Raw genomic sequence first — 26,333 nt, 5'->3', positions numbered from 1 at the left:
TGGTCTTAGCTCGACCGCTGTCTCGCCTACTTGTTCAGCTTGGCAAGGTACTTTTCAGCGTCAGCGAGCAATTTATCTTTGCATCCATCGCAGCATATCCAGACGCTTTGACCGTCCACTTCGACTTTTTCAGGTTCCCCCATCGTGCCGAGTATTTCGCCGCTGACCGGACAGAAGTGCTGCTTCATGGCTGACTGACGATCTTCTTCTGGGAAGTTCGCCATCGTCTCGGCCATCTTTTCCATATCCGACTTGCCTGCACTGTCGCTGTCGTGGTCGGCGTCCATATGATCGTGGCTCGACGACTCGGCTTCGGAAATTGGCGGGGCAACCGTGGAAGAGTCGGATTTCGTGGGATTGCATCCCGTAAAAACGAGAAACATGCCCGATCCCAGCACGAGGGATAGGAATAGGGGTGTCTTCATTTTCATTGAGCGCTCGCAGATTCAATGTAAACGAACTGGTGAATTGCCAACGGAGCCTTTTGATGATCCAACGCGACAATTCTTCACGAGATTTCTGAGTTTCTCTGAAAAATGGTCTGCTTTTTCTACAGTTCTGCGAATTCGCAGGGAATTCGCGAAGAAACAGCTTCTTGGTGCATCAAAGACTATGCTTACGAAAAGTCGCCTTTGTGGGGTTGCGAGCAAACGTCATAATGTACGTTTCTCGTGCGAATATTGACTCCTAGATGGATGTGTTGTCATGAAATGCTCTGATGTTCTAGACCGGCTCTCAGCCTATTACGATGGCGAACTGTCAGGCACGGCGCGAGATTCCGTCGCTCAACATCTGGCAGCGTGTGAGCAATGTGCATCCGAGTTTGCGGGATTTGAATCGCTTTCCCGTATCGTGAAAGAGTCACCTTTGCCGACGGTGCCGCCAGAGATTTGGACTGGCATCGAGGCGAGGTTCTCCGACAACGCATCGATTGAGTCCACGGAGAGCCCGACTAAGCCGACTATCCCAACATGGTCAGGAGTGTCGATTCGCCAATTGGCACTGGCTGCTTCGGTTCTGCTCCTGCTTGGCTCTGGTCTCTGGTTGACACGTTTCTCGGGGCACTCGCACGTAGACCACGAGCACAGCGCCGAATTCGTGGCCACGATGGACCATTATTTGAGGACACTCGATGACGATCCCGAAAGGGCGGAACAGCTTCTATTGGACAAATACAACGGTGAAACCGTCGATACCGAGGGAGCTGTGCGTCTTGTCGGCTACCGTCCTGCGGTTGCCCAGGGGCTGCCAGAGGGTTATTCGCTTGCATCGACCAGCGTTTTGAAAATGCCTTGCTGCACCTGTGTCAAAACAGTCTGCAAACGGCAAGATGGTTCAACTCTCGTTTTGTTTGAACATGACGACGAGAAAACGGAGTGGTTCGGCAAGCGTCCGACAAATATGGCAATGTGCGGAGACACCGAGTGTTGCCTGGTGGACCTTGATTCGAGCATCGCTGCAACTTGGAAGCGAGGCTCTCGTTCCATGACCGCTGTTGGTGTTCGTGACAAGGCGGAAGTAAGCAAGCTCGCGAGTTGGCTAGATAGCAAGACGGAAGAGGGTTAATGAGACCGAGCGACACATCGACCGACAATGGCCCGAGCCGTGCAAACAACCCGAAAAGCAAGAGCATGAACCGAATCAACGCGTTTTTTCAGCAACATCGTGGCAAGCTCTGGATCGCGCAGGCGGTTGGGCTTCTACTTCTTGGTCTGCTCGTCGGTTTTTCATTGCGTGGCGACTCGCCTCCATCAGTCGCAAATGGCGAAGATGGTCACGCTGCGCACAACGCACCCGAGAAGGCGGCTGAAATTTGGACCTGTTCGATGCATCCACAGATTCGACGCGATGGTCCAGGCAAGTGTCCGATATGCGGTATGGATTTGGTAGCGGTTAAGAAATCCGCTAGCGGCGTTCGAACTATTTCGATCAGCCCCAACGTGATGAAGCTCATGAATGTGCAAACCGTTCCTGTGACGCACCGTTATGTTACAGCCAATGTGCGAATGGTTGGCAAAGTCGATTATGACGAAACTCGCTTGGCGCACATCACCGCTTGGGTCTCGGGGCGGTTGGATCGTCTGTTCGTCGACTTCACGGGTGTGGAAGTCAACCAAGGCGACCACATGGTTTCCATCTACAGCGAGGAACTATATACCGCGCAGGAAGAATTGATTTCTGCAACACAATCTGCCGCACAGCGGCCGTCGTCGCGGTTCATTGAGCCAATCGATTTGGCAGGATCCGCTCGTGAAAAATTGCGACTGCTGGGCATTACTGAAAAGCAGATTCAGGAAATTGAGCAACGCGGCAAACCCAATGATCACATCACGATTTACGCTCCGGTCGGCGGGATTGTCATCCAGAAGCTGAGACAAGAAGGTGATCGAGTTCGCACCGGCGATCGTATCTACACCGTGGCTGACCTAACACAGTTATGGGTTCAGATGGATGCCTACGAATCTGACCTGGCTTGGCTGCGATACGGACAAGACGTCGAATTTTCGACCGAAGCCTATCCCGGTGAAGTCTTCCACGGGCGAATCGCATTCATTGATCCAATACTGAATGAAGCCACGCGGACGGTCAAAGTACGCGTCAACGTCGCTAACACAGACGGACGCTTGAAACCGGAAATGTTCGTGCGCGCGATCGTTCGCTCCCAGATCGCCGCGGGCGGTCGGGTTCTCGATGCGTCGCTGGCTGGAAAGTGGATTAGCCCTATGCACCCGGAGATCGTCAAAGACGAACCAGGGAATTGTGACATCTGCGGGATGCCGCTGGTTCGAGCCGAGACGCTGGGTTATGTAACGGCGGAACCAAGCGACACGGCTAAGCCACTGGTGATCCCGGTATCGGCAGCGTTGCTCACAGGAACGCGGGCCATTGTCTATGTACAGATTCCTAATGCAGAAGAACCAACCTACGAAGGACGCGAAATCGTGCTGGGCCCGCGTGCCGGTGACTATTACCTCGTTAAATCAGGACTGAAAGAAGGCGAATTGGTTGTCACCAATGGCAACTTCAAGCTAGATAGCGCGCTACAAATTTCAGCCAAACCTTCCATGATGACTCCCGAAGGTGGCGGCGGTGGCGGTGGTCACAATCATGGTGGCGAATCGAAACCGACCGCTGACGGTGAGCCCATGAAGATGGCCGAAAACGCGCGCATGTCACTTCCGCCAGAGTTGGAGAAGCAGTTACACCAAGTGCTCGGATCTGTGAGTTCCATCGGCGACGCCATTGAAGAGGCTGAACTGGATGCGATTCGCAATGCATACTTACAGCTAGGCACCGCTGTGTCACTACTGAAGACCGAACAGCTATCGGGCGATATGCGGGGACAGCTCGATGAGTTCGCTATGCTGCTGAGAAATGATGCTGTAGAAGGCAAGGGAATTAACACTCTGCAAAACGCGGATAGAATTTTCTTAGTTACGAAGCGCCACACCGAACGACTTCAACAGATGTTCGGTCTGTCTCACGGCGGGCATCAACCGGCCGAACAGAGCCTGGATGTTCCGGCTGAGTTTCGTGATCAGCTAGGCCAACTTGTTCGCCCCTACCTGACAATCGCGGACGCGCTTGCAGCGGACGACCCCAATTCAGCTTCAGCCGCCGTGCCACTTCTCCAACAATCCGTGAGTTCCATCAACGCACAGTCCCTGAGCGGAAAAACGATGGAACGCTGGAACGTCGAAATGAAAAGCCTATCCGCCATTTTAGCGCGTCTGTCGAAGGCAACCGATATTGACGCCCTTCGGTCTGCTTTTGCTCTCATGTCAGATGAACTTCTGACTCTACAACGCACTTTCGGTTTACCGAACAGTGATCAACTATTCGAGCTGCATTGTCCGATGGCTTTTGATGGCCGTGGCGCTAGTTGGATTCAGATCGATGACGCAGTTCGCAATCCATACTATGGACCGTCGATGCTGAAGTGTGCAGACAAGGTCGAGCCACTGAGTGAGAAACAGCCGCCGGCCGATGAACACTCTGGACACAATCGTGGTTAGGGAACGAGTTGTGCCTACCAATCAAGAAATGCAACAGTTTTGGAAACCAGTAACGAGATTGCAACGCTTTAATGACCGAACCTTCAAAAGAAATCGCCCCCGATATCGAAGCCGGTCGACGCACGATTCTCGGCGGAATCATCTGGTTCTGTCTTCACAATAAGCTAGTCATGCTGCTACTGGTCTGGGCCATCATGGGCTGGGGCGTGATGGTAGCCCCTTTCGATTGGCAAGTCGGCAGTCTGCCACGCAATCCCGTTCCCGTCGATGCCATTCCTGATATCGGTGAGAACCAGCAAATCGTCTTCACCGAGTGGATGGGGCGGAGCCCGCAGGATGTCGAGGATCAGATCGGCTATCCGATGACAGTTGCGTTGTTGGGTATCCCGGAAGTCAAAACGATTCGCAGCTACTCGATGTTCGGTTTCTCGACCATCTATGTGATCTTCAACGAGAACGCCGAATTCTACTGGTCGCGTTCGCGTGTGCTGGAGAAACTCAACAGCCTGCCTGTTGGAACGCTGCCCGAAGGCGTGCAACCGACACTCGGGCCGGATTCCACCGCGCTCGGTCAAATTCTATGGTACACCTTGGAAGGGCATGACCCCGACGGCAATCCAACCGGCGGCTGGGATTTGCAAGAGTTGCGGACGATTCAGGATTGGTATGTCCGCTACGCAATCGCGTCTGCAGAAGGCGTTAGCGAAGTTGCGTCCATCGGCGGATTCGTTCAGGAATACCAAATCGACGTTGACCCGGATGCCATGCAGGCTGCCAAGGTCTCCTTGGCTGATGTGTTTCAGTCGGTCCGCATGTCGAACGTCGATGTCGGTGCGAGAACGATCGAGATCAATAAGGCCGAATACGTTATTCGCGGCTTGGGCTTTATTGAACAAGTAGAAGATATTGAAAAGACTGTTGTCAAAGTCACCGACAATGTTCCCATCACCATCAAGGATGTCGCCAACGTCACGCTCGGCCCCGCGCTACGCCGCGGCGCCTTGGACAAAGCGGGAGCAGAAGCAGTGGGTGGCGTTACGGTCGTTCGCTACGGCTTCAATCCACTCGAAGCGATTAAGAGTGTCAAAAAGAAGATCGAAGAAGTTTCGCCGGGCCTGCCAACCAAAGTGGTCATCGATTGGAGCCGAACGACGCCGGTTCAAGTTGGCGATTGGATTGAGAGTCTAGGGTTGAGTGTTGATAGGAACGAGGACGTCCTGACGTCCCTTTCTCATGCCTCAACCCTCAACACCCAACTTGTCTCCCAACTACGCTCGATGTCACGAGAGCAGTGGCCAAGCTGGATTACAACAAGCCAAGTTCGTGTCGTTCCCTTCTACGACCGAACCGGAGTTATCTACGAAACGCTTGGCACGCTCAATACGGCACTTAGCGAAGAGATTCTGGTGACGATCATCGTCATCTTGGTGATGGTGTTGCATCTGCGGAGCTCGATCCTGATCTCTGCCTTATTGCCGCTAGCCGTGTTGATGTGCTTCATCGCCATGAAGACTTTTGGCGTAGATGCAAATATCGTCGCCTTGTCAGGTATTGCCATAGCGATCGGCACGATGGTCGATATGGGTATCATTCTGTGCGAAAATATCTTGAAGCATTTGGATGAAGCCGATCCGAACGAAGATCGAGGGCATGTTATCTTTCGCGCCGCTAACGAAGTTGCAAGTGCTGTATTGACCGCAGTGTCCACAACTGTTGTTAGTTTTCTGCCAGTCTTCACGATGGTCGCAGCGGAAGGCAAGCTCTTCCGCCCCCTCGCATTTACGAAGACTTTTGCGTTGGCCGCCTCCGTTATTGTCGCTTTAACCATCATTCCTCCGGCAGCTCACATTCTTATGGGCAGACGGATGAAATCTGGCGCACTTCGACGATATTCAATGTTTGCTCTTGTTGGGGCTGGCGTCCTGGCAATGTACTTTGTGACTTGGTGGGTCGGTGCGACCGTTGCTGCTCTTGGCGTCTACAAATTGCTGGAAGAACGCATTCCAGCCAACTATCACAAGTTTGCTCCCTACGCTGCCAGTGCGGTTGCGGTCTTGGTAGTAGGCGTTTTACTTACCGATCACTGGCTACCGCTCGGTCCTGAAAAGGGCTTGATTCGCAATTTGTTGTTCGTGGGACTTTTGATCGGCGGGCTACTCGGCTTCTTCACCGTATTTCAGCGCTACCTTTATGAGCCGCTCCTGCGTTGGTGTCTGGCCCATAAGCTGCTCTTCCTCTCGCTACCCGCGATGATTCTACTGCTGGGTGGCTGTTCGTGGCTTGGCTTTGATCGGATCTTCTCGTTCATACCTAAAACTATCTCACGTGTGGGCATTTCAGAATCGACTATACGCGAATCTCGCCCTTGGGTGGCTGCCACCACGGCGTTTCCTGGCATCGGCAAGGAGTTCATGCCGCCGCTTGACGAGGGTTCATTTCTGTACATGCCCACCACGATGCCACACGCTTCGATTGGTGAGGCGATGGATGTGCTGCAGTTGCAAAACAGGCTACTAGTTTCAATTCCTGAAGTGGAATCGGTAGTTGGCAAAATCGGTCGCGCCGATAGTCCGCTCGACCCTGCGCCAATCTCCATGATCGAAACCTTCATCAGCTACAAGTCAGAATACAAGTCGGACCAAAACGGAAACCGATTGGACTTTCGCTTCGACGAAGAATCTGGCACATACGCACGCGACGACCAGGGCGATTTGATCGAGGACTCCAGCGGACGACCGTTCCGTCAATGGCGCGAGGAAATCAAGTCGCCCAACGACATCTGGGAAGAGATCACCAAAGCCGCCGACATTCCCGGCACCACGTCTGCACCCAAACTGCAACCCATTGCGGCTCGAATCGTGATGCTGCAAAGTGGCATGCGTGCGCCGATGGGAATGAAGATCAAAGGCCCCGATCTAATAACCATCGAACGAGTTGCTCTGCAGATTGAAGGTCTACTCAAGCAGGTCCCGAGTGTTAAGGCATCTGCCGTCATCGCTGACCGGATCGTCGGCAAGCCCTACTTGGAGATTGACATCGACCGCGATGCCATCAAGCGCTACGGACTGCACATTCGCAGCGTGCAAGACGTCATTGAAGTCGCTATTGGAGGTCGTCGCATCACCACCACGGTTGAAGGCCGCGAGCGGTATCCGGTACGCGTCCGGTATGCTCGCGAACTAAGAGACGACGCCGAGTCCTTGGAACGGATACTTGTGCCGACACCGATGGGCCAGCAGATCCCGTTGGGGCAGCTTGCGGACATTCGTTATCTCCGTGGCCCGCAGGTCATCAAGAGCGAGGACACTTTCCTGCTCGGATACGTTCTGTTCGACATGAAGGCCGGCAATGCCGAGGTCGATGTCGTTGAAGATGCACAGGCGTTCTTGCAGGAGAAGATCGCCAGCGGCGAGTTGGTTCTACCCGCCGGCGTCAGTTATACGTTCGCAGGCAACTATGAAAACCAACTGAGATCGCAGAAGACCTTGATGGTAGTCCTGCCGCTGGCCCTTGGAATCATCTTTCTGATTCTGTACTTCCAATTCAAATCTGTCATCACAACATCGCTGGTATTTAGCGGTATCGCGATCGCATGGGCTGGTGGCTTCATCATGCTATGGCTCTATGGGACCGATTGGTTCCTGGATTTCCAAGTATTCGGAACCAACATGCGGACGCTGTTTCAAGTGCACACAATCAATCTCAGCGTCGCCGTCTGGGTTGGCTTCCTGGCATTGTTTGGAATCGCCAGCGACGACGGAGTCGTGATCGCATCCTACCTTGACGAGAGTTTCCGCAAGGATCGAATCGCCAACGTCAAGCATGCTCGCGAAGCGACGGTGACCGCAGGCATGCGTCGCGTTCGTCCTTGCCTGATGACAACAGCCACCACGCTGCTGGCTTTGATCCCTGTCTTGACTTCCACTGGACGCGGAAGCGACATCATGGTTCCCATGGCAATTCCAAGTTTCGGCGGGATGACGATTGAGATTTTGACGATGCTTGTCGTTCCCGTTCTCTACTGCTCCGTGATGGAATGGAAGCTCAAGCTCGGCATCGCCGACCCGCGATTCGCCGAGGACGCGTAATTACCAAGACGGAAGTGCTCACAGTCAATTCAATAGGTGCAAGAATGAGATTTTGTTTGGTTGTATTGCTTAGTATTCTGCTGAGCTCGATCGCTACCTCCTTAAGAGCCGCCGATCCGGTCTGCGTCATTTCGTCTGAAACCGTGCCCGGCGCTCAACAGCCGCAAGTTGCTGTCGATTCAACCGGTCATATCTTCGTCGCGTTTGGGGCGAACGAGGATATCTATGTTTGTAAATCCGTCGATCGCGGAAAGACGTACGCCAGTCCCATTAAAGTCGGACATGTCATAAAACTCGCGTTGGGGATGCGGCGCGGGCCGAGAATTGTTGCCAACGAAAAGTCGGTTGTCGTGACTGCAATTGGCCACGAAAGCGGAAACCTGTTGGCTTGGCGATCCGAGGATGGTGGCGATACATGGAGCGGCCCCGTTGATGTTAGTGACCAACCCAAAGTTGCGCGAGAAGGGTTGCATGGAATGGCCATGGGACCGGATGGTTTGATTTTCTGTACATGGCTGGACCTGCGTAACGACCGAACGCAGATATACGGTGCTCGTTCGCAAGACGGAGGCAAGACTTGGTCTAAGAATCGCCGAATCTATGCGTCACCATCTGGCACTGTTTGCGAATGTTGTCATCCATCCGTTGCAATCAGCGATGACGGCACGATTTACGTGATGTGGCGAAATGCGTTGGATGGCAATCGCGACATGTATCTGGCGAAGTCTGAAGATTCGGGCCAAACATTTGGATTGGCCGACAAGCTTGGTGTTGGAAGTTGGAAGCTGAATGCCTGCCCAATGGACGGAGGCGATCTGGCTGTCGCGGAAGACGGTTCGACTCTTACGGTGTGGCGTCGAAATCAACAAATATTTGCTACTGATGTTGGTGGTCGCATGCGCGAACGATTGCTCGGTTCAGGAGAACAACCTTCAGTCGCAGCAAATGTCAACGGTCACTATCTGGTGTGGGTTAACCGTCGCGGAGGAGACTTACTGCTCTCAACTCCGAATTCAAACACGCCAGTTCGACTGGCCGAACCGGCGGCCGACCCAATGATCGCAGCTTCGAGGTCGATCAATGGGCCTGTAGTCCTTGTATGGGAATCGGGAAAAAAGCCAGACGCATCGATTATGGCCTCGGTTGTTAGCGACTAAATGTCGCACCAGATTGCCGCAGCATGAAGGAAAACGCATTTTAGATCAGTGCGTGTGGTGCGTAGATTCATCGTGCGGCGAAGACCCGTGAGTCGCTGAGTCACCGTCCGCAGGTAAAAGTTCAAAGGCTGTTGCGACAAATCGTTCGCCTTTGACTTCGCCCGTTACCTTAGCCTTCCGGACGGTATTGCACATTCCGCCATCGCCGTGTGCATTGCCATGATCGCTCATTATTGATCCATCAACAAAATACCCTTTTCCGTCAATACGAACAGCCAAATCGCACCCAGTTCCTTCCATGTCGAATTGGCATTCGCCGCATGACGCTTCGACAACCTGCCCAATCATTTTCACTTGAAGGTCAGCATCGGCATTGTCAATCGCCAGATCGTCCGATCTCTGACACCCGATCAATAACAATACGCACAACAGAGCCGTGAATTTCATAAGCGTGCCTAAATCACTTTCTTTCCAGAGGGTTCGCCATTGACACGACTAACTTTTGCGTCGACGCCTACTCACCATGTTTCGACCTAGAGTTATTCGCTTGTTCGACAACTCAACAAATTTTCGAAAGGCGTCAGTCGTCCAGCAAGCACTCCACTATTTTTGATCCGCGTGTCCATAGGCGGCATGGTCGTGGCCGTTCAGAATGCTTGCCTTCGCATCCTCAACGCATGCTTTACAACAGACGAAAACCGGCTAGTCTTCGATGGTCAGTTTGATCGGAGTATCCATTCCTCCAACGAGGTATTCTCTCCCTGCCTCCTTATCGCGTTAAGCGAGGAGCATGGCCAAGGCCATTACGAGCATCACGCTGTTTTCGATAATCGTGACGACGGACATCGGCAAGTTGAATGCGGTGCCTAGGCAGGCGCATTGAATCGTCTGCTTCTTACGCACTGCCGCGATGACGCCAATCAATCCCACCGACATGATGACGGCTGTGAGGATGTTAGCAAGCATCGGTAGCGTCCTCGTGACAAACAACAATCCGAGCGACAATTCAATCCACGGGTAGGCCAGCGCATAGGCCCTGGAGCGCCCGGCGACGATGTCGTAAGTTGCGAACGCGTCGGCAAACTTGGAGATATTCAATAGTTTGAAGAACGCGAAGCCAAGAAAGAAGAAGCCCATAAAGTTGTTCATGAAGCGTGACAGCTCCCACGACGGTTGACTCAGTTCGAACAGCGCCGAGGCGCCGATGACATAACTGACGACTAGAAACAAGGGCTTGTATGTCGAAAACTCAAACCCTGGCTTGGCAACTGACTCTTCTTTTTCTGGGGAATCAACTGACTTTGGAGTTTCGTCAATTTGGGTGGCAGTAAAACCGGCCTGGCCAATGAGTGAAACGATCGTGTCGGGCTGCGCGTGCTCAGCCAGTTCGAATCGCAACAGCTTACGTGGGTCTTGCAGGTCGGCTTCCCAGCTCTTAATGTCTACATTGTCGTCGAGATACGGTTTGACCTTGCTCAAGCATCCGCCGCAGGTCATTGTCGTTGAAAAAGTTGCTTGCATGATTTGGCTCCTAGTTTTTGGTTAATTGCAATGGATCTGAGTATCTGTAATTGCTTCGATGATTGGACAGCCATGCAATGGCCCCTGGCCGCTGCAATCGTCAACCAACTTGGACAACGTCGCTTCCATGTGACGCAAGTCTTCTAGCTTTTCACGAATTAGGAGTAGCTTCTTGGCCGCGAGCTCCCTGACGCTCTTGCGCGAGGCCGCCGATTGTTCTGATAGGGCCAGCAGTTCCGCAACTTCGGAAAGTGTGAATCCAAGTTCTTGCGCCCGCTTGATGAAACGAATTCGATTCACTGCGGATTCCGGATACTCGCGAAACGATGTCTTGATCGGCGTGGGCTGCGCTATTAATCCGCGTCGCTCATAGAAGCGGATCGTTTCCACTCCGACACCTGCCGCTGCGGCAACTTTTCCAATCGTGAATTTGGTCATGACTGTCTCCTTACCCTTCATTATCGACTCCGTACTACGGTACGGAGTCAAGGGGGACGTCGCATTTTGTGAAAAAACTGCGACTAATGCAGCTAAGAATTGGTTTGATAGGAGGTGTAGTTAACTCCATCCCAACAGCTTATTGAGAAAGCTTGCCCTGCTTGGCCAAGAAATCGCCCCAGCGGACTGCATAGTCGCTACCGAAGTTTGTCCAGGCCTGCCTCTGACTGCTAACACACTTCGGCGGTATCCCCGCTTCATAACTGATGCGAAGGAATAATCGCCTTAACTCCGCGGATGATGGTGCCGGCGGGCACGATCACACGAACCATCTCGAAGACGGCGGCTCGACGCAAGGGTGCTCGTTCCATCATGATCTGTTGGACGCATCCATCAGGCAACGGAATGCACTCGCCGCGCCCCAGAATGTGACGTGAGATGGCAAGTCCCTTCTCCGTCCCGATCGTTTTCAGCGATCGAGGATTCAAATTCCATGCGTTCTCGTAGCGTCCTTCACCGCCGATATCCAGCAACTATATTTTGATCTTGGTTTGCATTCTCTGTAGTTCGTCGACCTTGATGTCCATACTTAGTACGTTGGGCCAGCAGATTGGCGCAGAATCCTCATCCAAGATATACCTACAGTTTGGTTTTCAAACCCTCTGCGCAGAATGGCCGTCCGCATGTAGTGGCTCGCCGTCTTCTTTTTTCCACGACAAGAACAGCTTTTCACCAACGAAGATGAACAGAATCCCCCCCAATGCGACCCAAATAACCAGCATATCACTAGTAGCCTTCATCCATAGAAAAACGCCGAGTATCATGACATCTAAAAGCAATGCGATCACCGGTATCCAGCGGTTTGCCTTTACTTTGTCATGCACATGACGCAATACGCCCCAGTGCACCGCCATATCCATGACGATGTAGAAAATCGCTCCCAGTGATGCGATTCGTGACAGGTCGAATAGGATCGTCAGCGTGATCGCGAAAACGACGGTGTAGACTAGTGTGTGTTTTTGAATATTGCCGGGCATTCCGAAGTGCTTGTGTGGCACGAGCTTCATCTCACTGAGCATCGCCAACATGCGTGACACGGCAAAGGTGCTGGCGATTAGCCCCGAAATTGTCGCTACAATCGCCAGGCCCACCGTGAAGTAAGTCCCCCATTGACCAAACGCCGGGCGCGCCGCTTCCGCCAGAGCATAGTCACGGTTCTTAATGATCTCAGCAACGGAAAGATTGCCTGCGACGGCAAAGGCAACGAGCAGATAAACCACCAAACAGACCGATAGCGAGAGGATGATCGATCGACCAATGTTCTTCTTCGGTTCCTTAATCTCCGATCCACTGTTGGTGATGGTTGTAAAACCTTTATATGCTAGAAGGGCGAGAGCTGTCGCCGACAGGAAGCTGCCAGCGGATGTTCGTTCCGTGACGCCAACACTTTCAAATGTCAGCCCAGACACCCATAAACCTGCGGCGGCAAAAATCAAGATACCTGAGATCTTGATTGCGGCGGACACCGTTGAAAAGGTACTAATAAACTTGTTGCCGAGAATGTTGACGATGAAGGCGGCGACAAGGAGTCCAACGCCCAGAACTGGTACAAGAAACCGGTTGTCCTTGGCATCGAACAACTGCAACGTGTACGTTCCGAACGTTCTAGCAACAAGACTTTCGTTGATAACCATGGAGAAGTACATCAACAAGGACATGGCTGCGGTGACCGTACCCTTGCCATAGGCTTTCATCAAGAACATAGCGATACCACCTGCAGACGGGTAATGCTCGGCCATCTTGACGTAGCTGTAAGCACTAAATCCCGCCACCATACCTGCAGCCAGAAAAGCAAGCGGAAATAGTCCGCCCGCCTGCTCGGCAACTTGACCGGTGAGGGCGAAAATTCCCGCACCGATCATCACTCCGGTACCCATCGCAACTGATCCAGTTACTGACAGACTATTTTTTTCGTAGTTACCAGATGACTCTGCATTGCTCATATCCGACCTTGTCTCTTGTGTTCAAGATTTGCGTCCTCGCTGCTGACTCGTCTGCAAATGGCGCGCCGCCAGGGATGTGGAAGTAGACTAGTCGCAATGGCGGCTCAAGTGTCCGTGCTTCGTTAACTGATGGCACCTAATCATCCGTAGAATGAACGTGGTCAACGTGATACGTTGGCTGACGCCGAACAGTGGCAGAACGATAAGTCAGCAGTATTGGAAGTCCGCAGCCGACCAGTGTCTGCAGAAAACGTTAGCCGCATTTCACTACCACTATCTGCAGGAAATCACAAAAACAATTGCCGACGCAAGCTGAGCAATAAACGAAAAAACCGCAACGCCATGCACCATTACGGTACGCATCGCTGCGGTCTAATAAACTTTAGTCAACTAGGTCATAGTGATGCGAGGTGAATAGGTATCTTCGATTCCTCCCACGCCACCTCTTTGCTACTTCTTGTGATCGGCGTGATCCTTGTCGCCGTGATCGTGACCTTCCTTCATGCCAGGCTTCTTGAGCTCTTCGACCTTGGCGAGCGTAGCAGCAGGATTGGCCTGAGCTTTCTTAGTGCAACCGCCACAGCACAGATAGACTGGCTTGCCATCGATCTCTAGCTTGATTGGAGCGCCCATCGAGCCAAGAAGCCCCTTAGTGTTGATCGCACAGTATTTTTGTGCTTCCGCGGCGGCACGTTCGGCAGGGGGAAGCTTAGCGAGCTCGGCAGAAGCATCTTTCAATTTCTCAGTTATCTTGACGGTTGCCGTACCGCCAGCCTTCGCATCGTCAATGCAACCTTTGCAGCATACGAAAACAGGCTTGCCTTCGATGGTCAGCTTGATTGGCGCGCCCATTGCGCCCAGTCGGCTGTACGCCATCATCGGGCAAAATCGCTGGGCCGCAGCGAGCTTTTGATCTTCGGCTGGCAATTTAGCCAGTGTGTCAGAGATCTTCTTCTCAGCCTTTTGCATGGCTTCGTGATCGTGGCCTTCATGGCCGGTGGCCGAAGTCGTGCTGAAACCGCTGGCGAGAACGGCCATTGCCAAGACCAACAAGGGGAATCGTGTTTTCATCATCTTCAAATCGTCCTTCATACAGGGATCATCGGGGATGCGTTGCAACTCACGAGGCTAGCAAAGTCCGACTCGCCAACCGAGGTACAGTGCGTCTTAACCGCATCGAGTGTCTAACATTGCTGGTTTAGATGCTACGCCGAGGGCGTTTCTTCACGGAAATTGGGATTTTTCTGGAATTACCTCTCAAAGTCGAAGAGATGGGGAGACGGGGAGTGGAGGATTGCGACGCTCCCAGACTCCCAACGCTGATCATTAAGCGACATCACTGTTCATTGTTCGCAGAGGGGGCTGATAAGCAAGCAGCCGTAGTGCATTGAAGACGACGACAAGAGTCGAGCCTTCGTGAAGGGCAACGGCGGGACCGATGTTGAGACCGAGAATCGTTGCGGGAACAAGGAAGACAACCATGCCGAGACTCATCCATAAGTTTTGACGAATGATGCGGCGGGTGGCGCGGCTAAGTCCGATGGCGAGTGGGAGTTGGTCCAGGTTGTCAGCCATGAGGGCGACGTCGGCGGTTTCGAGGGCGACATCGCTACCGGCTGCGCCCATGGCGATGCCGACCGAAGCAGATGCCATCGCGGGGGCGTCGTTGACTCCGTCACCTACCATCGCAACGCCGCCTTCGCTTTGCAGCTTCTTGATTTCAGCCACCTTGTCTTCTGGCATCAAGTCGCCGCGAGCTTCGTCCAGGCCAACTTCCTTGGCGACGGCGTCGGCGACTTGCTGATTGTCGCCTGAAATCATAATCATTCGTTTGATACCGAGTTCACGCAGTCGAGCGATCGTTCGCTTGGACGCTTCGCGAGGCGTATCCATCAAACCGATGACGCCAAGATAACGCTCGCCGCGACGAACGATCATCGTCGTGCGTCCGTTTTGTTCGAGCGACTCGACGATCGAACGCACGCTATCGGAGAGCGGTGGACCATCGACCTCCGCGAATAGGTCGTCTTTGCCAATGTGAACCAAGTCGCCTTCGACGGACGCTTGAATCCCACGGCCGGTAATGCTCTTCAAATCAGTCGCTTCTGGAATATCGCCGATTTCATTACGAATTGTTGATGGCTGTTCTGTCTTTACTCGAGATTGCGGTACAACGAGCGAATGCCGAAGAATCGCGGCACTCGGAGGCGATACCCTCGATAGGCGTCACCATGAAGTTCTTCCAGCCATGGCTCTTCCGCGAACGGCGTTATAACAAATGCCGCGATGCCACCGAGACACAACGGGATCGCCCATGGTGAAGCTGAAAGGATCGCCCAGCCAGCGATGATTGTGATGTCCCCAATGTATTGCGGGTTCCGGCTGTGCTTATAGAGTCCTTCCGTGACAAGTTGCCCTGCGTGGCCGGAGGTCGTCTTCAGACTCAACTGACGAACGCCAACCCAAGCGAGAATGTTCCCGACAACGATCAGGCCGACTCCCACGGGCCAACGAAACCAAGGCGACCATTCAAAGCTGTTCCAGTCGACGAGTCCCACGACAATGAAGCCGCCGAAGCAAAGAATGGTGAGTAACCACACGACATAGTATTGCCACGTCTGTTGTGCTGGCGGAGGCCAGATGCGCTGTGACGGTCTGACAACCGAATAGGCGAGCATACCATTGACGACGACCAGCAGGATCGCGGTCAGGATAAAGAGAATCAGCAACACGATTCAAAGTCCCTGCCACGCTGGAGTATGTCTCACCCACGGGCAGAGCACGAAACCGAGGTAAAATAGTGCGAGTAAAATCGCTGATGCAATCCACAAATTCCGATCCGGCTTTTTCAATGTCAGCAGGAAGTAGTAGATAAAAAAGTACCAGACCACCCCTTCCAGCAGGCCGAGTAAGTTATGTTTCAGTTCCATTCGTCTATTCCTTTTCCGTTGATGGCGATTGATAGGCAAGCAACCGCAAAGCATTGAAGACTACAACGAGTGTGGAGCCTTCATGCAGGGCGACTGCTGGACCGATGTTGAGGCCAAAGATCGTCGCGGGAACCAGGAACGCGACCATGCCCAAACTCATCAGGAGATTTTGACGGATGATGCGTCGAGTGGCGCGGCTCAGTCCAATCGCGAGTGGGAGGTGGTCGAGGTTGTCGGCCATCAGCGCTACGTCTGCGGTTTCCAGGGCGACGTCGCTGCCGGCGGCTCCCATGGCGATGCCGACCGAAGCAGATGCCATCGCGGGGGCGTCATTGACTCCGTCACCAACCATTGCAACGCCGCCTTCGCTTTGCAGCTTCTTGATTTCGGTGACTTTGTCATCGGGCATCAGGTCGCCGCGAGCCTCGTCCAGTCCGACTTCTTTGGCAACGGCGTCGGCGACTTGTTGATTGTCGCCGGAAATCATGATCATTCGTTTGATACCGAGTTCACGCAGCCGAGCGATCGTTCGTTTGGATGCTTCGCGTGGTGTGTCCATCAGTCCGATGACGCCGAGGTAACGGTCGCCACGACGTACGATCATCGTCGTGCGCCCGTTCTGTTCGAGCGTCTCGACGATCGATCGCACGCTATCGGGAAGAGGTGGACCATCGACCTCTGCGAATAGGTCGTCTTTGCCAATGTGAACCAAGTCGCCTTTGACGGTCGCCTGGATTCCACGCCCCGTGATGCTCTTTAAATCGGTCGCTTCTGGAATATCTCCCCCACTCCCAGACTCCCCCTCTCCCAACTTCTTTCTACCGTCGCGTACGACGGCTTTGGCGAGCGGGTGTTTGCTAAGGTCTTCGACGGCGATGGCAATCCGCAAGAGTTCCGATTCGTCGACACCTTCAGCGGTGCGAACGTCCGTGACTTTGGGTTCGCCTTCGGTAAGTGTTCCGGTTTTGTCGAATGCGATCGCGTCGAGACTGCCAAGACTTTCCAGAGGACCGCCGCCTTTGACGAGGATTCCGCCGCGAGCTGCTCGGGCGACACCGCTTAAGACTGCACTAGGTGTTGCGATCGCGAGAGCACATGGGCTTGCCGCGACTAGGACTGCCATCGCTCGGTAGAATGAATCGCTAAAACCTTCGTCGATGACCAATGGTGCAAACATCAGCAGTACAACACCAGTGATGACGGACGGGACAAAGTAACGCTCGAATTTCTTTGTGAACTTTTGCGTTGGCGAAACCCGTGTTTCTGCGTCGCTGACCATCGTCACAACGCGGGCGAGCGTGTTCTCAGCCGCCGTCTTGGTGACTTGGATCTCGATGGCCCCGGACTGATTGATTGTGCCAGCGAAGGCACGATATTCAGCGGAAAGTGATTCGGGATCGGCCGCTGCGGCTTGGGCGTCGTCGACCGGTCGTTTATCGACAGGAACACTCTCCCCGGTAATCGGTGCTTGGTTGATGCTGGATTCGCCAGCGATTACGAAGCCATCGGCTGGGACTCGTTCATCAGGCTTGATGACGACGACGTCGCCAACCACTAGCTCTTCAACTGGAATTTCCGTTTCTGCTGCATCGCGTCGAACGCGAGCCGTTCGAGGTGCGAGTTCGGACAAGGCTTCGATGGCGCGCTTGGCTTTACCCATTGCGTAGCCTTCCAGAGCGTGGCCGATGCTGAAAAGAAACAGCAACAATGCTCCTTCCGCCCAGGCGCCGAGTGTCGCTGCACCGGCGGCGGCGACGATCATCAAAAAGTCGATCTCGAACTTTCCAGCTCGAATCTTTTCAATCGCTTCAATAACAGTGTAGTAGCCACCGAATACATAGGCTGCAACGTAACAACCCAGTGGAATCCATGCGCTAATATCTGCAAACGTCTCGATCAGCCATCCGGCCAGCAAGAACACGCCGCAGAGGATAGCGAAGATCAGTTCCGACCTTGGCCCGAAGATTCCGCCATGCGCGTGATCGTGCCCCGTATGGTCATGTTCCTTGTGATCGTGCTTCTTGTGGTCAGCCACCTGCTTGTCGGTGGCATGCTCATGAGCTTGGGACTGGCGAGACCAATCCGCGAGCACAGCCGCGATGTTAGCTTCGTCCGTTAGATCGCGATCGAACTCGACTCGCACCGAACCATCGGCCGAGACAACGGCTTCCAACACACCTTTCATGCGAGACAGCCGCGATTGTATCGCCGAGGCTCGACCTTCGTGCATCGACTCAATGCGCCGAATCACATGCCCGTAGCGAAGTGCAAGTTCGGCCCCGGCGCGTCGCGCAAAGTCGCGCACTTCAGACAATGAGACCTTGTTTGGGTCATAGTGAATACACAATCGATCCGGCTGCTGATGCGATTCGTCGGTAACATGAGCGTCATCGATCCCAACCTTAATGCGAAGCAGTTCGGTCAAACGCTCCACACACCCATCCTGAGCGTCGGGGACGTTCGGCATCAGTACCTTCAGTTCTAGTTTGATCTTCTTCACGTTACCCATTCTATTGCCTTAGTGTGCATGATCGTGGCTGCTGTGGTCGTGATCGTGCTTGATCTCGCCACGATAGGGAGTTCCGCTAATCGTTACGCTAAGTTTGGGCGCTGCGCCTTCTTCATCGAGATGTCCGGCCAACTCCGCATCCGCCAGCGTGAATCGAGATGATTTGCCGCTTGGATCGCCTGCCTCAGGGCTCGCAAGTAGTTTGAACTGCTCGGGAGTACCATCGTGCAAAATGTTGATCGTTACGTCACTGGAATCAATAGGAACCGCGTTCTTGGCGCTACTATCTAACACGTAGACTGTGACCGACGCAGCGTCATGGATGACCTCAACATGATATTCTTCGTTTCCCAGTTCCACGAGCGTACCGTGATGCGGGCCTTCCGAGGGATGGTTGTGAAGGTCAACTGTCGCGGGTGGCCCACCGTCGACTGCCACGGACGAACTCCCTGCGGTCGAGGCGGTATCACCGCTGCAGCCGGCTGTGAGTAAAAAGATTCCGCCAGCAAAAACGACGGCAAGTGAATGAACACGCATGATTGTCTCCAAAGTGAAAGTGAGAAACTTGTGCAGGCTTTTCTGATAACAAACGTGAATACCTGCAGGGCCACGTATTTGCTTTTCTGTGCGGGCTTTTGCGAGCACTCGGTTCCTTTTGATACCGGTGCCTAACGCTTAGCCGTTCCAATCTGTTTTGTTGTGAACTCAGTGTTCGTGCCGTGCTTCGAATCCATTCTGTTTCAGCCAATTTGTCCACTGGCCTGCGGCAGCGTGATCGGCTAGGTGAATGTCACGCCATGTAGGGGCGCGGAATCGAATGTCCGAGTGGCCCTGGTGCTTTTCGACTACCACGTCGCAGCCAATTCTCTTGAGTTGGTCGACTAACTTTGCTTCCTCTGGCGAGCCATTACCGTGGATTTGCTTCCACGCCACCAGCCTGAATTCGACTGCCTCTGGTCCCGCACCAAAAGCGGGGTCGATATGACTATGCGAGACATCAAAGCCGGACGCAGCAAGCCAGCTCGACCATTGGTCCGCCAACTTGTGATCGGCAACCTCGAGTGTTTTCCAGTTCGCGCAGCGATAGCTCAAATCGATATGCCCTGCGTGACTGCCTTGCTTCACCTCGCAACCCAACTTCTTGACTGTCTCCGCATGCTGAGCTGCCTTCTGCGCGTCGTCGAAGTGCATTGTCTTCCATTCAGGCAATTGGAATGCAAGGGTCTCGCCCGAATGAGCATGATCTCCATGCGCTTGGCCTTCATGAGCATGGTCGTGAGCTTGAGCTGAAGCATTTTTACCAATAGTCGCAACGGTTCCTGCTACCATTACCAAGGTAAACATTGTGGAAATCCAGGACTGTATTTTCATCATTCTCTCCGTAAAACTAGAAACAGGGGGACTCAGAAACAATCGATTTACGACGATGTGACTGCTGTTGAAACTGTCGATCTTGCAGCGCGTGCATCGCCATGTTCTTTAGGACCACTTCGATCCTTCAATTCTTCTTCAAGTTCAATCTCGTCTTGTGAATGGTGCACGACTTTCTCGGCAGCTTTCATGCCAAACAGCAAGAACAAGGCGGGTCGCACCAGAAAATCCAACGCAGTGGAAGTCACTAGTCCGCCAAGGATTACGGTCGCAACGGGATATAGAATCTCTTTGCCTGCTTCGCCCGCAGATAGCACGAGCGGTACGAGGCCAATCCCGGAGGTAAGTGCTGTCATTAAGACTGGAGCCAATCGCTCAACTCCAGCGCGGACGACCATTGATTTTGTAAAACTTTCACCTTCATGTTCCACAAGATGCAAATAGTGCTGCAGCAGCAAAATGCCATTGCGCGAAGCGATTCCTGCTAGCGAAATGAAACCAACCATAGCGGCGATCGTCAGCGTCTGCCCAGTTATCACCAAAGCGGCCACGGCCCCAATGAAGGCCATGGGCAACGCGGCCATGACCTGCAGTGCTAAGATCGAAGAACGGAACAAAGTGTAGAGCACCATGAACACGCCCAACAGCGAGATCAAGAACAACACCGCGATGATACGACTTGCAGATTGCTGGCTTTGGAATTGGCCACCAAATTCAACAAAGTAGCCAGACGGAAGCGTGTCGGTGATCGGCTTAATGATTGCTTGGATATCTGTCACGACATCAACGACACCGCGATCCGCAACATTGCACTGAATGACGACTCGTCGACGAACATTCTCGCGATTGACTGTATTGGGGCCGCCAGCTTCATAGATCCGAGCCAGCGCGGACAGTGGCAATGTTCCGCCTTCGGGCAATTGCACCGAGAGTCGCTTTAGTTGCGAGATGTCTTCACGATAGTCCTCCTTCATACGCACGATCAAATCAAAGGTGCGCATACCGTCGAGCACTTCCGAAACCACTTTGCCATTCATCGCAGTCTGAATGTATTCGTTGACTGCGGCTGCTGTTAATCCGTATTGAAGCAGTCGGTCACGGTCGAGCTCAATTCGCAATTGCGGGATAATGACTTGAGGTTCGATCAAGGCGTCGGCGACACCTGGCACAAGTTCCATCTCGGCTTTGATCTGCTCAGCCTTCTGCCGCAATAAATCGAGGTCATCGCCGTAGACCTTAATGCCTACTTGTGCCTTCACACCAGAGATCATGTGCGAAATCAAGTGTGCAATGGGCTGCTCAACGGCTGTCACAATACCAGGAATGTCTTCCATTGCTTCGCGAATTTCCGCCAATTGCTCTTCGCGTGAGCGAGGCGACTCAGGGTCGAGTTCGATGATGATCTCGCTCATGTTCACTCCCTCAGCGTGCTCGTCTAACTCCGCACGACCCGTACGGCGTGCGAAGCGCTGAACATCCTCAATCTGCATAAGCGATTTTTCAACCGTTTGAGCGATGGTATTGGACGCTGCTAGCGACGTTCCTGGCGGAAGAACGACGTTAAGTTGAATCGTCCCTTCGTTGAAGGGTGGCAAGAAGTCCTTTTCCAACCGCGACAGAAAGATGGCTGCAAGGCCTACGAAACAAAGTGTCACTGCAATGTTGAATCTGGGAACGGCCAAGCTGAATTCGATGACTTTTGACCCTAACCACTTGAGCCCACGTAAGACAATTCCGTCCTGCTCGTGGCCGCTGCCTTTACTCAGCCCCAGCAACCAGTACGAAAGCACGGGGGTTACTGTTAGCGAGACGACCAACGATGAAAGAATCGAAACGATGTAGGCAATTCCCAGCGGCACAAACAACTTGCCTTCCATTCCTCCGAGAGCGAATAGCGGGATGAATACGAGAATGACGATCATTGTGCCAAAGACAATCGAACGTCGAACCTCGGTGCTGGCGCGAAACACCACCAGCAGCGGGTTGAGTGGACTGCCAGCGATACGATTCTCCTTGAGCCGTCTAAAAATATTCTCAACATCTACGATCGCATCGTCCACCAATTCGCCCATAGCCACGGCAATGCCGCCCAGTGTCATCGTGTTGATTGATAGTCCGAAGACAGCAAATACGATGGCAGTCATTACCAATGAGAGCGGAATAGCCGTCAAAGTGATGAATGTGGTCCGCAAGTTCATCAGGAATAGGAACAGGATGATTACGACTAGTATGCCGCCATCACGCAAGGCTTCCACCACGTTCTCGATTGCGCGGTCAATAAATGTTTTCTGCGAGTAGACAGGCATCACTTGAACGCCACTTGGCAATGTGGGGTTCAGTTCCTCAAGCGCTTGCATGATCGCATTCGTTACACTGCGAGTATCAGCACCAGGCTGTTTGTTAATGGTCAGCACGACTGCTGGACCGCCGGACCAGGTTGACTGAGCATCAGCGTTTTCACTCGCAGTTCTGACAAATGCTGAACTGTCGCCGCGCTTGACTTGGGCTCCTTCAACGACCTGCGCTACTTGGGAGAGCAGTACCGGCCGACCGTCACGAATAGTGATTGGCACTTTCTTCAGTTCGTCGATCGACTTCAGCCGACCCAGCGACCGCACCAATAGCTCATTGGGACCTTGGCGGTCGAGATAGCCACCAGTTCCGTTCTCATTGCTGGCGGCCACGGAGGCTTCAACCTGTTCTAGGGTGACTCCTAATCTCAGCATAGCATCAGGATCAACTAGAACTTGAAACTGCTTGCGTTGTCCCCCCATCGTAAAAACTTGAGAGACACCTGGGATGGTAAGCAATCGCTGGCGTACGACCCAGTCGGCCGTCGTCCTAAGTGCCATAGTGTCCACGTTAGGATCATCGCTCCACATGCCGAGCATGATGATCTGCCCCATGATCGATGAGATCGGAGCCAACTGGGGAGCAATCCCCTTCGGCAGCCGATCCTGTACCATTTGCATTCGTTCCGCCACGATCTGTCGGTCTGTGTAGACATCCGTGCCGTAAGCAAATTCGACATAGATCACCGAGATACCAACACCCGACGAACTCCGCACAGCTTCGACCCCATTCGCTCCATTCATCGTCGTTTCGATTGGGAACGTGATCAATGATTCCACTTCCTCGGGAGCCATGCCTGCGGCTTCCGTCATAATCACCACGCGGGGCCGATTCAGATCGGGAAACACGTCGATCGGCATCACGAGAATTTGCCACGTACCGTATCCAATCAAGAATACTGCTATGGCAATAGTGAGCATCCGCTGGTGCAAGGCAAATCGTATAACTGCGTTTAACATTGTTTGATTCCGTTCTAGTGGTTATGCCCAGCGTGTGGATCTGCACCACCACCCGATTTGTTCTTGATCGCCATTTGCATCTGATGCGCTGACTTAAGCGCAATGACATCGCCAGGGAAGATTGACCCGTCGTTTGCAATGACCGCAGACGATTGGTCCCTATGCTTAACGTGTACCGGAACGCGGGTGAAGTTCGCTCCATTTTGCTGAAATACGTACCAGTCGGCTCCCTCTTTGACGACGGCATCCACCGGAACAACGATCTGGCTTTCCCACTGTTCAACTGGCACTTGAAGCTCCAGTCGTTGACCCACGCGGTATTGCCAGGAGAGGTATCGCTGCCCTTCTGAGTTTTTCTCGTCCCTCATTACTTGATTTGGTAGCTCTACGAAGAACGAAAGCGTGCGGGAATCGGGGTCGATCGAGTTGCCAACGAAAGCTAACTCTAGGCCAGTCACTCTGGTAGCGCCAGAGTCTCCAGGGAACACCGCGTCGACGGGCCAACCCTGTTGAGCCGCTTTGGCGATAGCCGGGACATCTTGCTCAAATGCCTTCCCCTCGATGAACAACTCCGCGTAGTCGGAAAGTGAGCATAACTTCTCGCCCGCCATGACCGCTTGGCCTTTGTGGATTTGGAGCTCCTCGATCACCAATGGTTTGTGATTTTCCAATTCAGGCGAAACAGCCAGTCCCGAACTAGTCAATGAAACGGGACGATACGGATTCTGGCTTAGACGCAGTTCTTCGCTTTCGTCATGACGGTCGATATCAGGAGCTACTACTTTGAGATCGCGCAGTAGCTTTCCATCCAGTCCAATTGCGTCAACCTGACGATCGGATAAACCATGCAGCCGGAGCGCTTCGCGAAGTGATCTGAGATGGGCTTCCAGTTTGTCCTTCGCGTAACGCCGATCTAAGAGCGACTTGCCAGAAATGGCCCCGGACTGCGTCGCTTGCTCGAGACGTACTATCTCACGGTTTTCAACTTCGAGTTCACTCAGAGTTTTTAAATAGAGAGTTTGCGTTTCGACGAGATCTTCATAGGTCAATCGAATCTCGAACAGTAGCTCACCTGGCATGACCGCTTCACCGGTAACCGCGTGAACATGCGTCACGACGCCATTAAGCGGCGAAGCCACGACGATCTGCGAACGGCCCGGTTTGGGAACGATGACTGCAGGCATGGTGATCGAACGACTGTAGGTCGTTAATTCGATCGGTTTCAAGTAATCGTCAGTCAGCCCTAGATTCAATCGCGACTGGGCTGTTAGCGCGAGCGAAGCCGCTTGCACGCTGGCTGCAGCACCGGCTTGCGAGTCAATACTCTCTTCGCTAGCCGGAGCCTTTCGCTGCGAGATCAATGTGTGGTCGATCCAAGCTGATAGCGGCGGCCACCACATCGAATAGGTGGAGCCGGCGGCAATCAACAGCGCTATGCCAACCACGATCCGAATCGACGACCAAGGCAGTTTTGGGAGTTTCCACTTCATTCAAAGCGTCCTTCAAGGTCAACGGAGTACATTCCGGCTGTTACAACGAACCGGCGGCGTCCCACGAATTTGCAAACGCAAGCGAAAATCTCGAATGCTTGCAGCATTGAGAGAGCAGAACGCGCAGCATCAAGGTTAGATGCAGAGCGAGCGGACAATACAAAGACGCTTAGCTATAGCAACTAAGCGAACGAAAGAATGGCTCAGATCTGCCACGATTGCAGAAGAGCGCAGCACGCAACGGACGACTGCCCGGCGATTGAAATAGATTCGCTGGGTAAACCACCAACATGAGCCCGGCCCATGTCAAAGTCTACGACTGAGCTGCAAAGCGAAAACACGGCCAACGAACTGCAATGAGCGTCCCAGTCGACTGAAGCTGAGCTGCTTGCCATATAGGTACAGCGAACTTCACTGCAGCCATGCGAATGATCGCACGGGCTTTGCGGGGCACTGTGAGACGCACCTAAATAGCTGACAGCGTTCGAAACAAGTTGGTTCGTTGTGTGCTCGTGACTGGACTCACAATCGTGTTCGTCGTCGTGAGAGGCTTGGCAATCCTCGTGTCCAGCGAGTTGGTCGTGTATTGCGTGCGAACAACATTCATCAGATCCAGAATGCTTATGATGGCCACAGCACCCAAATACCGCGTGCGTCGCAAACGCGACGAGAGTCAGTATGTGAGTGAAGTTGGCGAACACTGAATTATCCTGGAACAACGGTAAGGGTAGGAGTCAGCGGAATTATCCGCATACTTGATCATCGGGTCAACGGCATTGTTTCTACATTTTTCTGAAGATATGGGCGGGAAAGAACCAGCCCCTTAAGTGGTCACCGCTTTTTTGTGACGATGACCGCTAATGGAGAATCTATCGGGCCTTTGCATTCATGCAAATTCACTCACTTCGCGTTGTCGCGCTAATGATGACCGAGCAAGTAATGCCCTGGATGCCATGAATGATGCGAATGCGTCGGCTGACCGTAGTAGTTGTTTGAGTAGTTCGTAGTGGTCCGTGGAATTACAACTTGACCACTGCCGTATCCGCCACCATAAATCCCACCGCTGGGTGCATAGGACTGAACGGGCGAGCCATAACCCGAGTAATACTGGTTTGGACTTGGCACCGCGAATTGATGACCGTGGTGGAAGTTCTGATGATGGCCATAGCCACTTTGCACATAACCCTGGTGCACCATTCCATGCTGCCCATAGCCAGGGTGCTGCGCATTTGCCTGCTGAGATCCAAACAAAAGCCCGAGGCAAACTACCGACAAACTCAAAACGCTTTTCATTGAACTAGCTTCCGAACTAAAGCCACGGTGAATGCGGGTAGAGAACTACTCCTTACCACGTTTCTCAACAATCCAGCACAGTTCATGCCAATACCTAGAATCGCCAACTGATAGGGGTTTTCGCACGAATATTGGCCTGGGGATTTGTGCTAGCATCCCGTAGTCGTTGTCGAAATGAGTGCACCCTGCAATCAAATCGACACAGT

At 53.2% G+C, this 26,333-nt stretch carries 20 protein-coding genes; 4 read left to right on the top strand and 16 right to left on the bottom strand.

Annotation, left to right across the window (positions count from 1 at the left end):
• Nucleotides 1-26 precede the first annotated feature (26 nt).
• A complete protein-coding gene (locus tag Q31a_RS19935; protein WP_315851629.1) occupies nt 27-431 on the bottom strand; it encodes a hypothetical protein in 405 nt (134 codons plus the stop codon).
• Nucleotides 432-705: 274 nt separating this feature from the next.
• On the opposite strand from Q31a_RS19935, the gene Q31a_RS19930 reads away from it, so the two are divergent.
• The 4 genes from Q31a_RS19930 (at nt 706) to Q31a_RS19915 (ending at nt 9,261) form a co-directional block, all read left to right on the top strand.
• Nucleotides 706-1,566: an anti-sigma factor family protein gene (locus Q31a_RS19930; protein WP_145081860.1), complete on the top strand. Its 861-nt coding sequence runs from the start codon at nt 706-708 to the stop codon at nt 1,564-1,566.
• Between the two features lie 65 nt (nt 1,567-1,631).
• Nucleotides 1,632-4,016 carry an efflux RND transporter periplasmic adaptor subunit gene (locus tag Q31a_RS19925; RefSeq protein ID WP_231690852.1) on the top strand — a complete coding sequence of 795 codons (2,385 nt, stop codon included), beginning with the start codon at nt 1,632-1,634 and terminating at the stop codon, nt 4,014-4,016.
• Nucleotides 4,017-4,087: 71 nt separating this feature from the next.
• Nucleotides 4,088-8,104: an efflux RND transporter permease subunit gene (locus tag Q31a_RS19920; protein WP_145081858.1), complete on the top strand. Its 4,017-nt coding sequence runs from the start codon at nt 4,088-4,090 to the stop codon at nt 8,102-8,104.
• A gap of 44 nt (nt 8,105-8,148) precedes the next feature.
• Complete coding sequence (locus tag Q31a_RS19915) at nt 8,149-9,261, top strand: sialidase family protein (RefSeq protein WP_145081856.1); 1,113 nt, start codon at nt 8,149-8,151, stop codon at nt 9,259-9,261.
• 45 nt (nt 9,262-9,306) lie between these two features.
• Here Q31a_RS19915 and Q31a_RS30375 read toward each other — a convergent pair whose 3' ends face one another.
• The 15 genes from Q31a_RS30375 to Q31a_RS19840 all read right to left on the bottom strand — a co-directional run bounded on the left by Q31a_RS30375 (nt 9,307) and on the right by Q31a_RS19840 (nt 26,127).
• Nucleotides 9,307-9,708, bottom strand: coding sequence for a DUF6370 family protein (locus Q31a_RS30375; RefSeq protein ID WP_197355420.1), 402 nt, complete (start codon nt 9,706-9,708; stop codon nt 9,307-9,309).
• A gap of 330 nt (nt 9,709-10,038) precedes the next feature.
• Nucleotides 10,039-10,782 (bottom strand): heavy-metal-associated domain-containing protein, encoded by a 744-nt coding sequence (locus Q31a_RS19905; RefSeq protein ID WP_145081854.1) that lies wholly within the window; start codon nt 10,780-10,782, stop codon nt 10,039-10,041.
• 21 nt (nt 10,783-10,803) lie between these two features.
• Nucleotides 10,804-11,220: a MerR family transcriptional regulator gene (locus tag Q31a_RS19900; RefSeq protein ID WP_145081852.1), complete on the bottom strand. Its 417-nt coding sequence runs from the start codon at nt 11,218-11,220 to the stop codon at nt 10,804-10,806.
• Nucleotides 11,221-11,477: 257 nt separating this feature from the next.
• On the bottom strand, nt 11,478-11,753 hold the full coding sequence (locus tag Q31a_RS19895; RefSeq protein WP_145081850.1) for a hypothetical protein: 276 nt from the start codon (nt 11,751-11,753) through the stop codon (nt 11,478-11,480).
• Between the two features lie 120 nt (nt 11,754-11,873).
• On the bottom strand, nt 11,874-13,223 hold the full coding sequence (locus Q31a_RS19890) for an APC family permease (protein WP_145081848.1): 1,350 nt from the start codon (nt 13,221-13,223) through the stop codon (nt 11,874-11,876).
• A 450-nt stretch (nt 13,224-13,673) separates the two neighbouring features.
• The gene (locus Q31a_RS19885; protein WP_145081846.1) at nt 13,674-14,297 is read right to left on the bottom strand and encodes a hypothetical protein; all 624 of its coding nucleotides are present in this window, start codon (nt 14,295-14,297) and stop codon (nt 13,674-13,676) included.
• A 252-nt stretch (nt 14,298-14,549) separates the two neighbouring features.
• Complete coding sequence (locus tag Q31a_RS19880) at nt 14,550-15,317, bottom strand: HAD-IC family P-type ATPase (RefSeq protein WP_231690851.1); 768 nt, start codon at nt 15,315-15,317, stop codon at nt 14,550-14,552.
• Nucleotides 15,318-15,376: 59 nt separating this feature from the next.
• Nucleotides 15,377-15,955 (bottom strand): methyltransferase family protein, encoded by a 579-nt coding sequence (locus tag Q31a_RS19875; protein WP_231690850.1) that lies wholly within the window; start codon nt 15,953-15,955, stop codon nt 15,377-15,379.
• 3 nt (nt 15,956-15,958) lie between these two features.
• Nucleotides 15,959-16,153 carry a hypothetical protein gene (locus Q31a_RS19870; RefSeq protein ID WP_145081844.1) on the bottom strand — a complete coding sequence of 65 codons (195 nt, stop codon included), beginning with the start codon at nt 16,151-16,153 and terminating at the stop codon, nt 15,959-15,961.
• A 4-nt stretch (nt 16,154-16,157) separates the two neighbouring features.
• Nucleotides 16,158-18,653, bottom strand: coding sequence for a heavy metal translocating P-type ATPase (locus Q31a_RS19865; protein WP_145081842.1), 2,496 nt, complete (start codon nt 18,651-18,653; stop codon nt 16,158-16,160).
• An 18-nt stretch (nt 18,654-18,671) separates the two neighbouring features.
• Complete coding sequence (locus Q31a_RS19860) at nt 18,672-19,199, bottom strand: hypothetical protein (RefSeq protein ID WP_145081840.1); 528 nt, start codon at nt 19,197-19,199, stop codon at nt 18,672-18,674.
• A gap of 168 nt (nt 19,200-19,367) precedes the next feature.
• Entirely contained in the window at nt 19,368-20,006 is a 639-nt protein-coding gene (locus tag Q31a_RS19855; protein WP_231690849.1) for a hypothetical protein, read from the bottom strand.
• Nucleotides 20,007-20,080: 74 nt separating this feature from the next.
• The gene (locus Q31a_RS19850; protein WP_145081836.1) at nt 20,081-23,344 is read right to left on the bottom strand and encodes an efflux RND transporter permease subunit; all 3,264 of its coding nucleotides are present in this window, start codon (nt 23,342-23,344) and stop codon (nt 20,081-20,083) included.
• A 14-nt stretch (nt 23,345-23,358) separates the two neighbouring features.
• Nucleotides 23,359-24,834 carry an efflux RND transporter periplasmic adaptor subunit gene (locus Q31a_RS19845; RefSeq protein WP_145081834.1) on the bottom strand — a complete coding sequence of 492 codons (1,476 nt, stop codon included), beginning with the start codon at nt 24,832-24,834 and terminating at the stop codon, nt 23,359-23,361.
• 918 nt (nt 24,835-25,752) lie between these two features.
• Nucleotides 25,753-26,127, bottom strand: a complete 375-nt coding sequence (locus tag Q31a_RS19840) for a hypothetical protein (RefSeq protein WP_145081832.1) — start codon at nt 26,125-26,127, stop codon at nt 25,753-25,755.
• Between the last annotated feature and the right edge of the window lie 206 nt (nt 26,128-26,333).

The organism is Aureliella helgolandensis (assembly GCF_007752135.1).
GTDB classification, from domain to species: domain Bacteria; phylum Planctomycetota; class Planctomycetia; order Pirellulales; family Pirellulaceae; genus Aureliella; species Aureliella helgolandensis.
The sequence above is the reverse complement of the archived record's forward strand: the minus strand, read 5'-3'. Positions and strand labels throughout refer to the sequence as shown.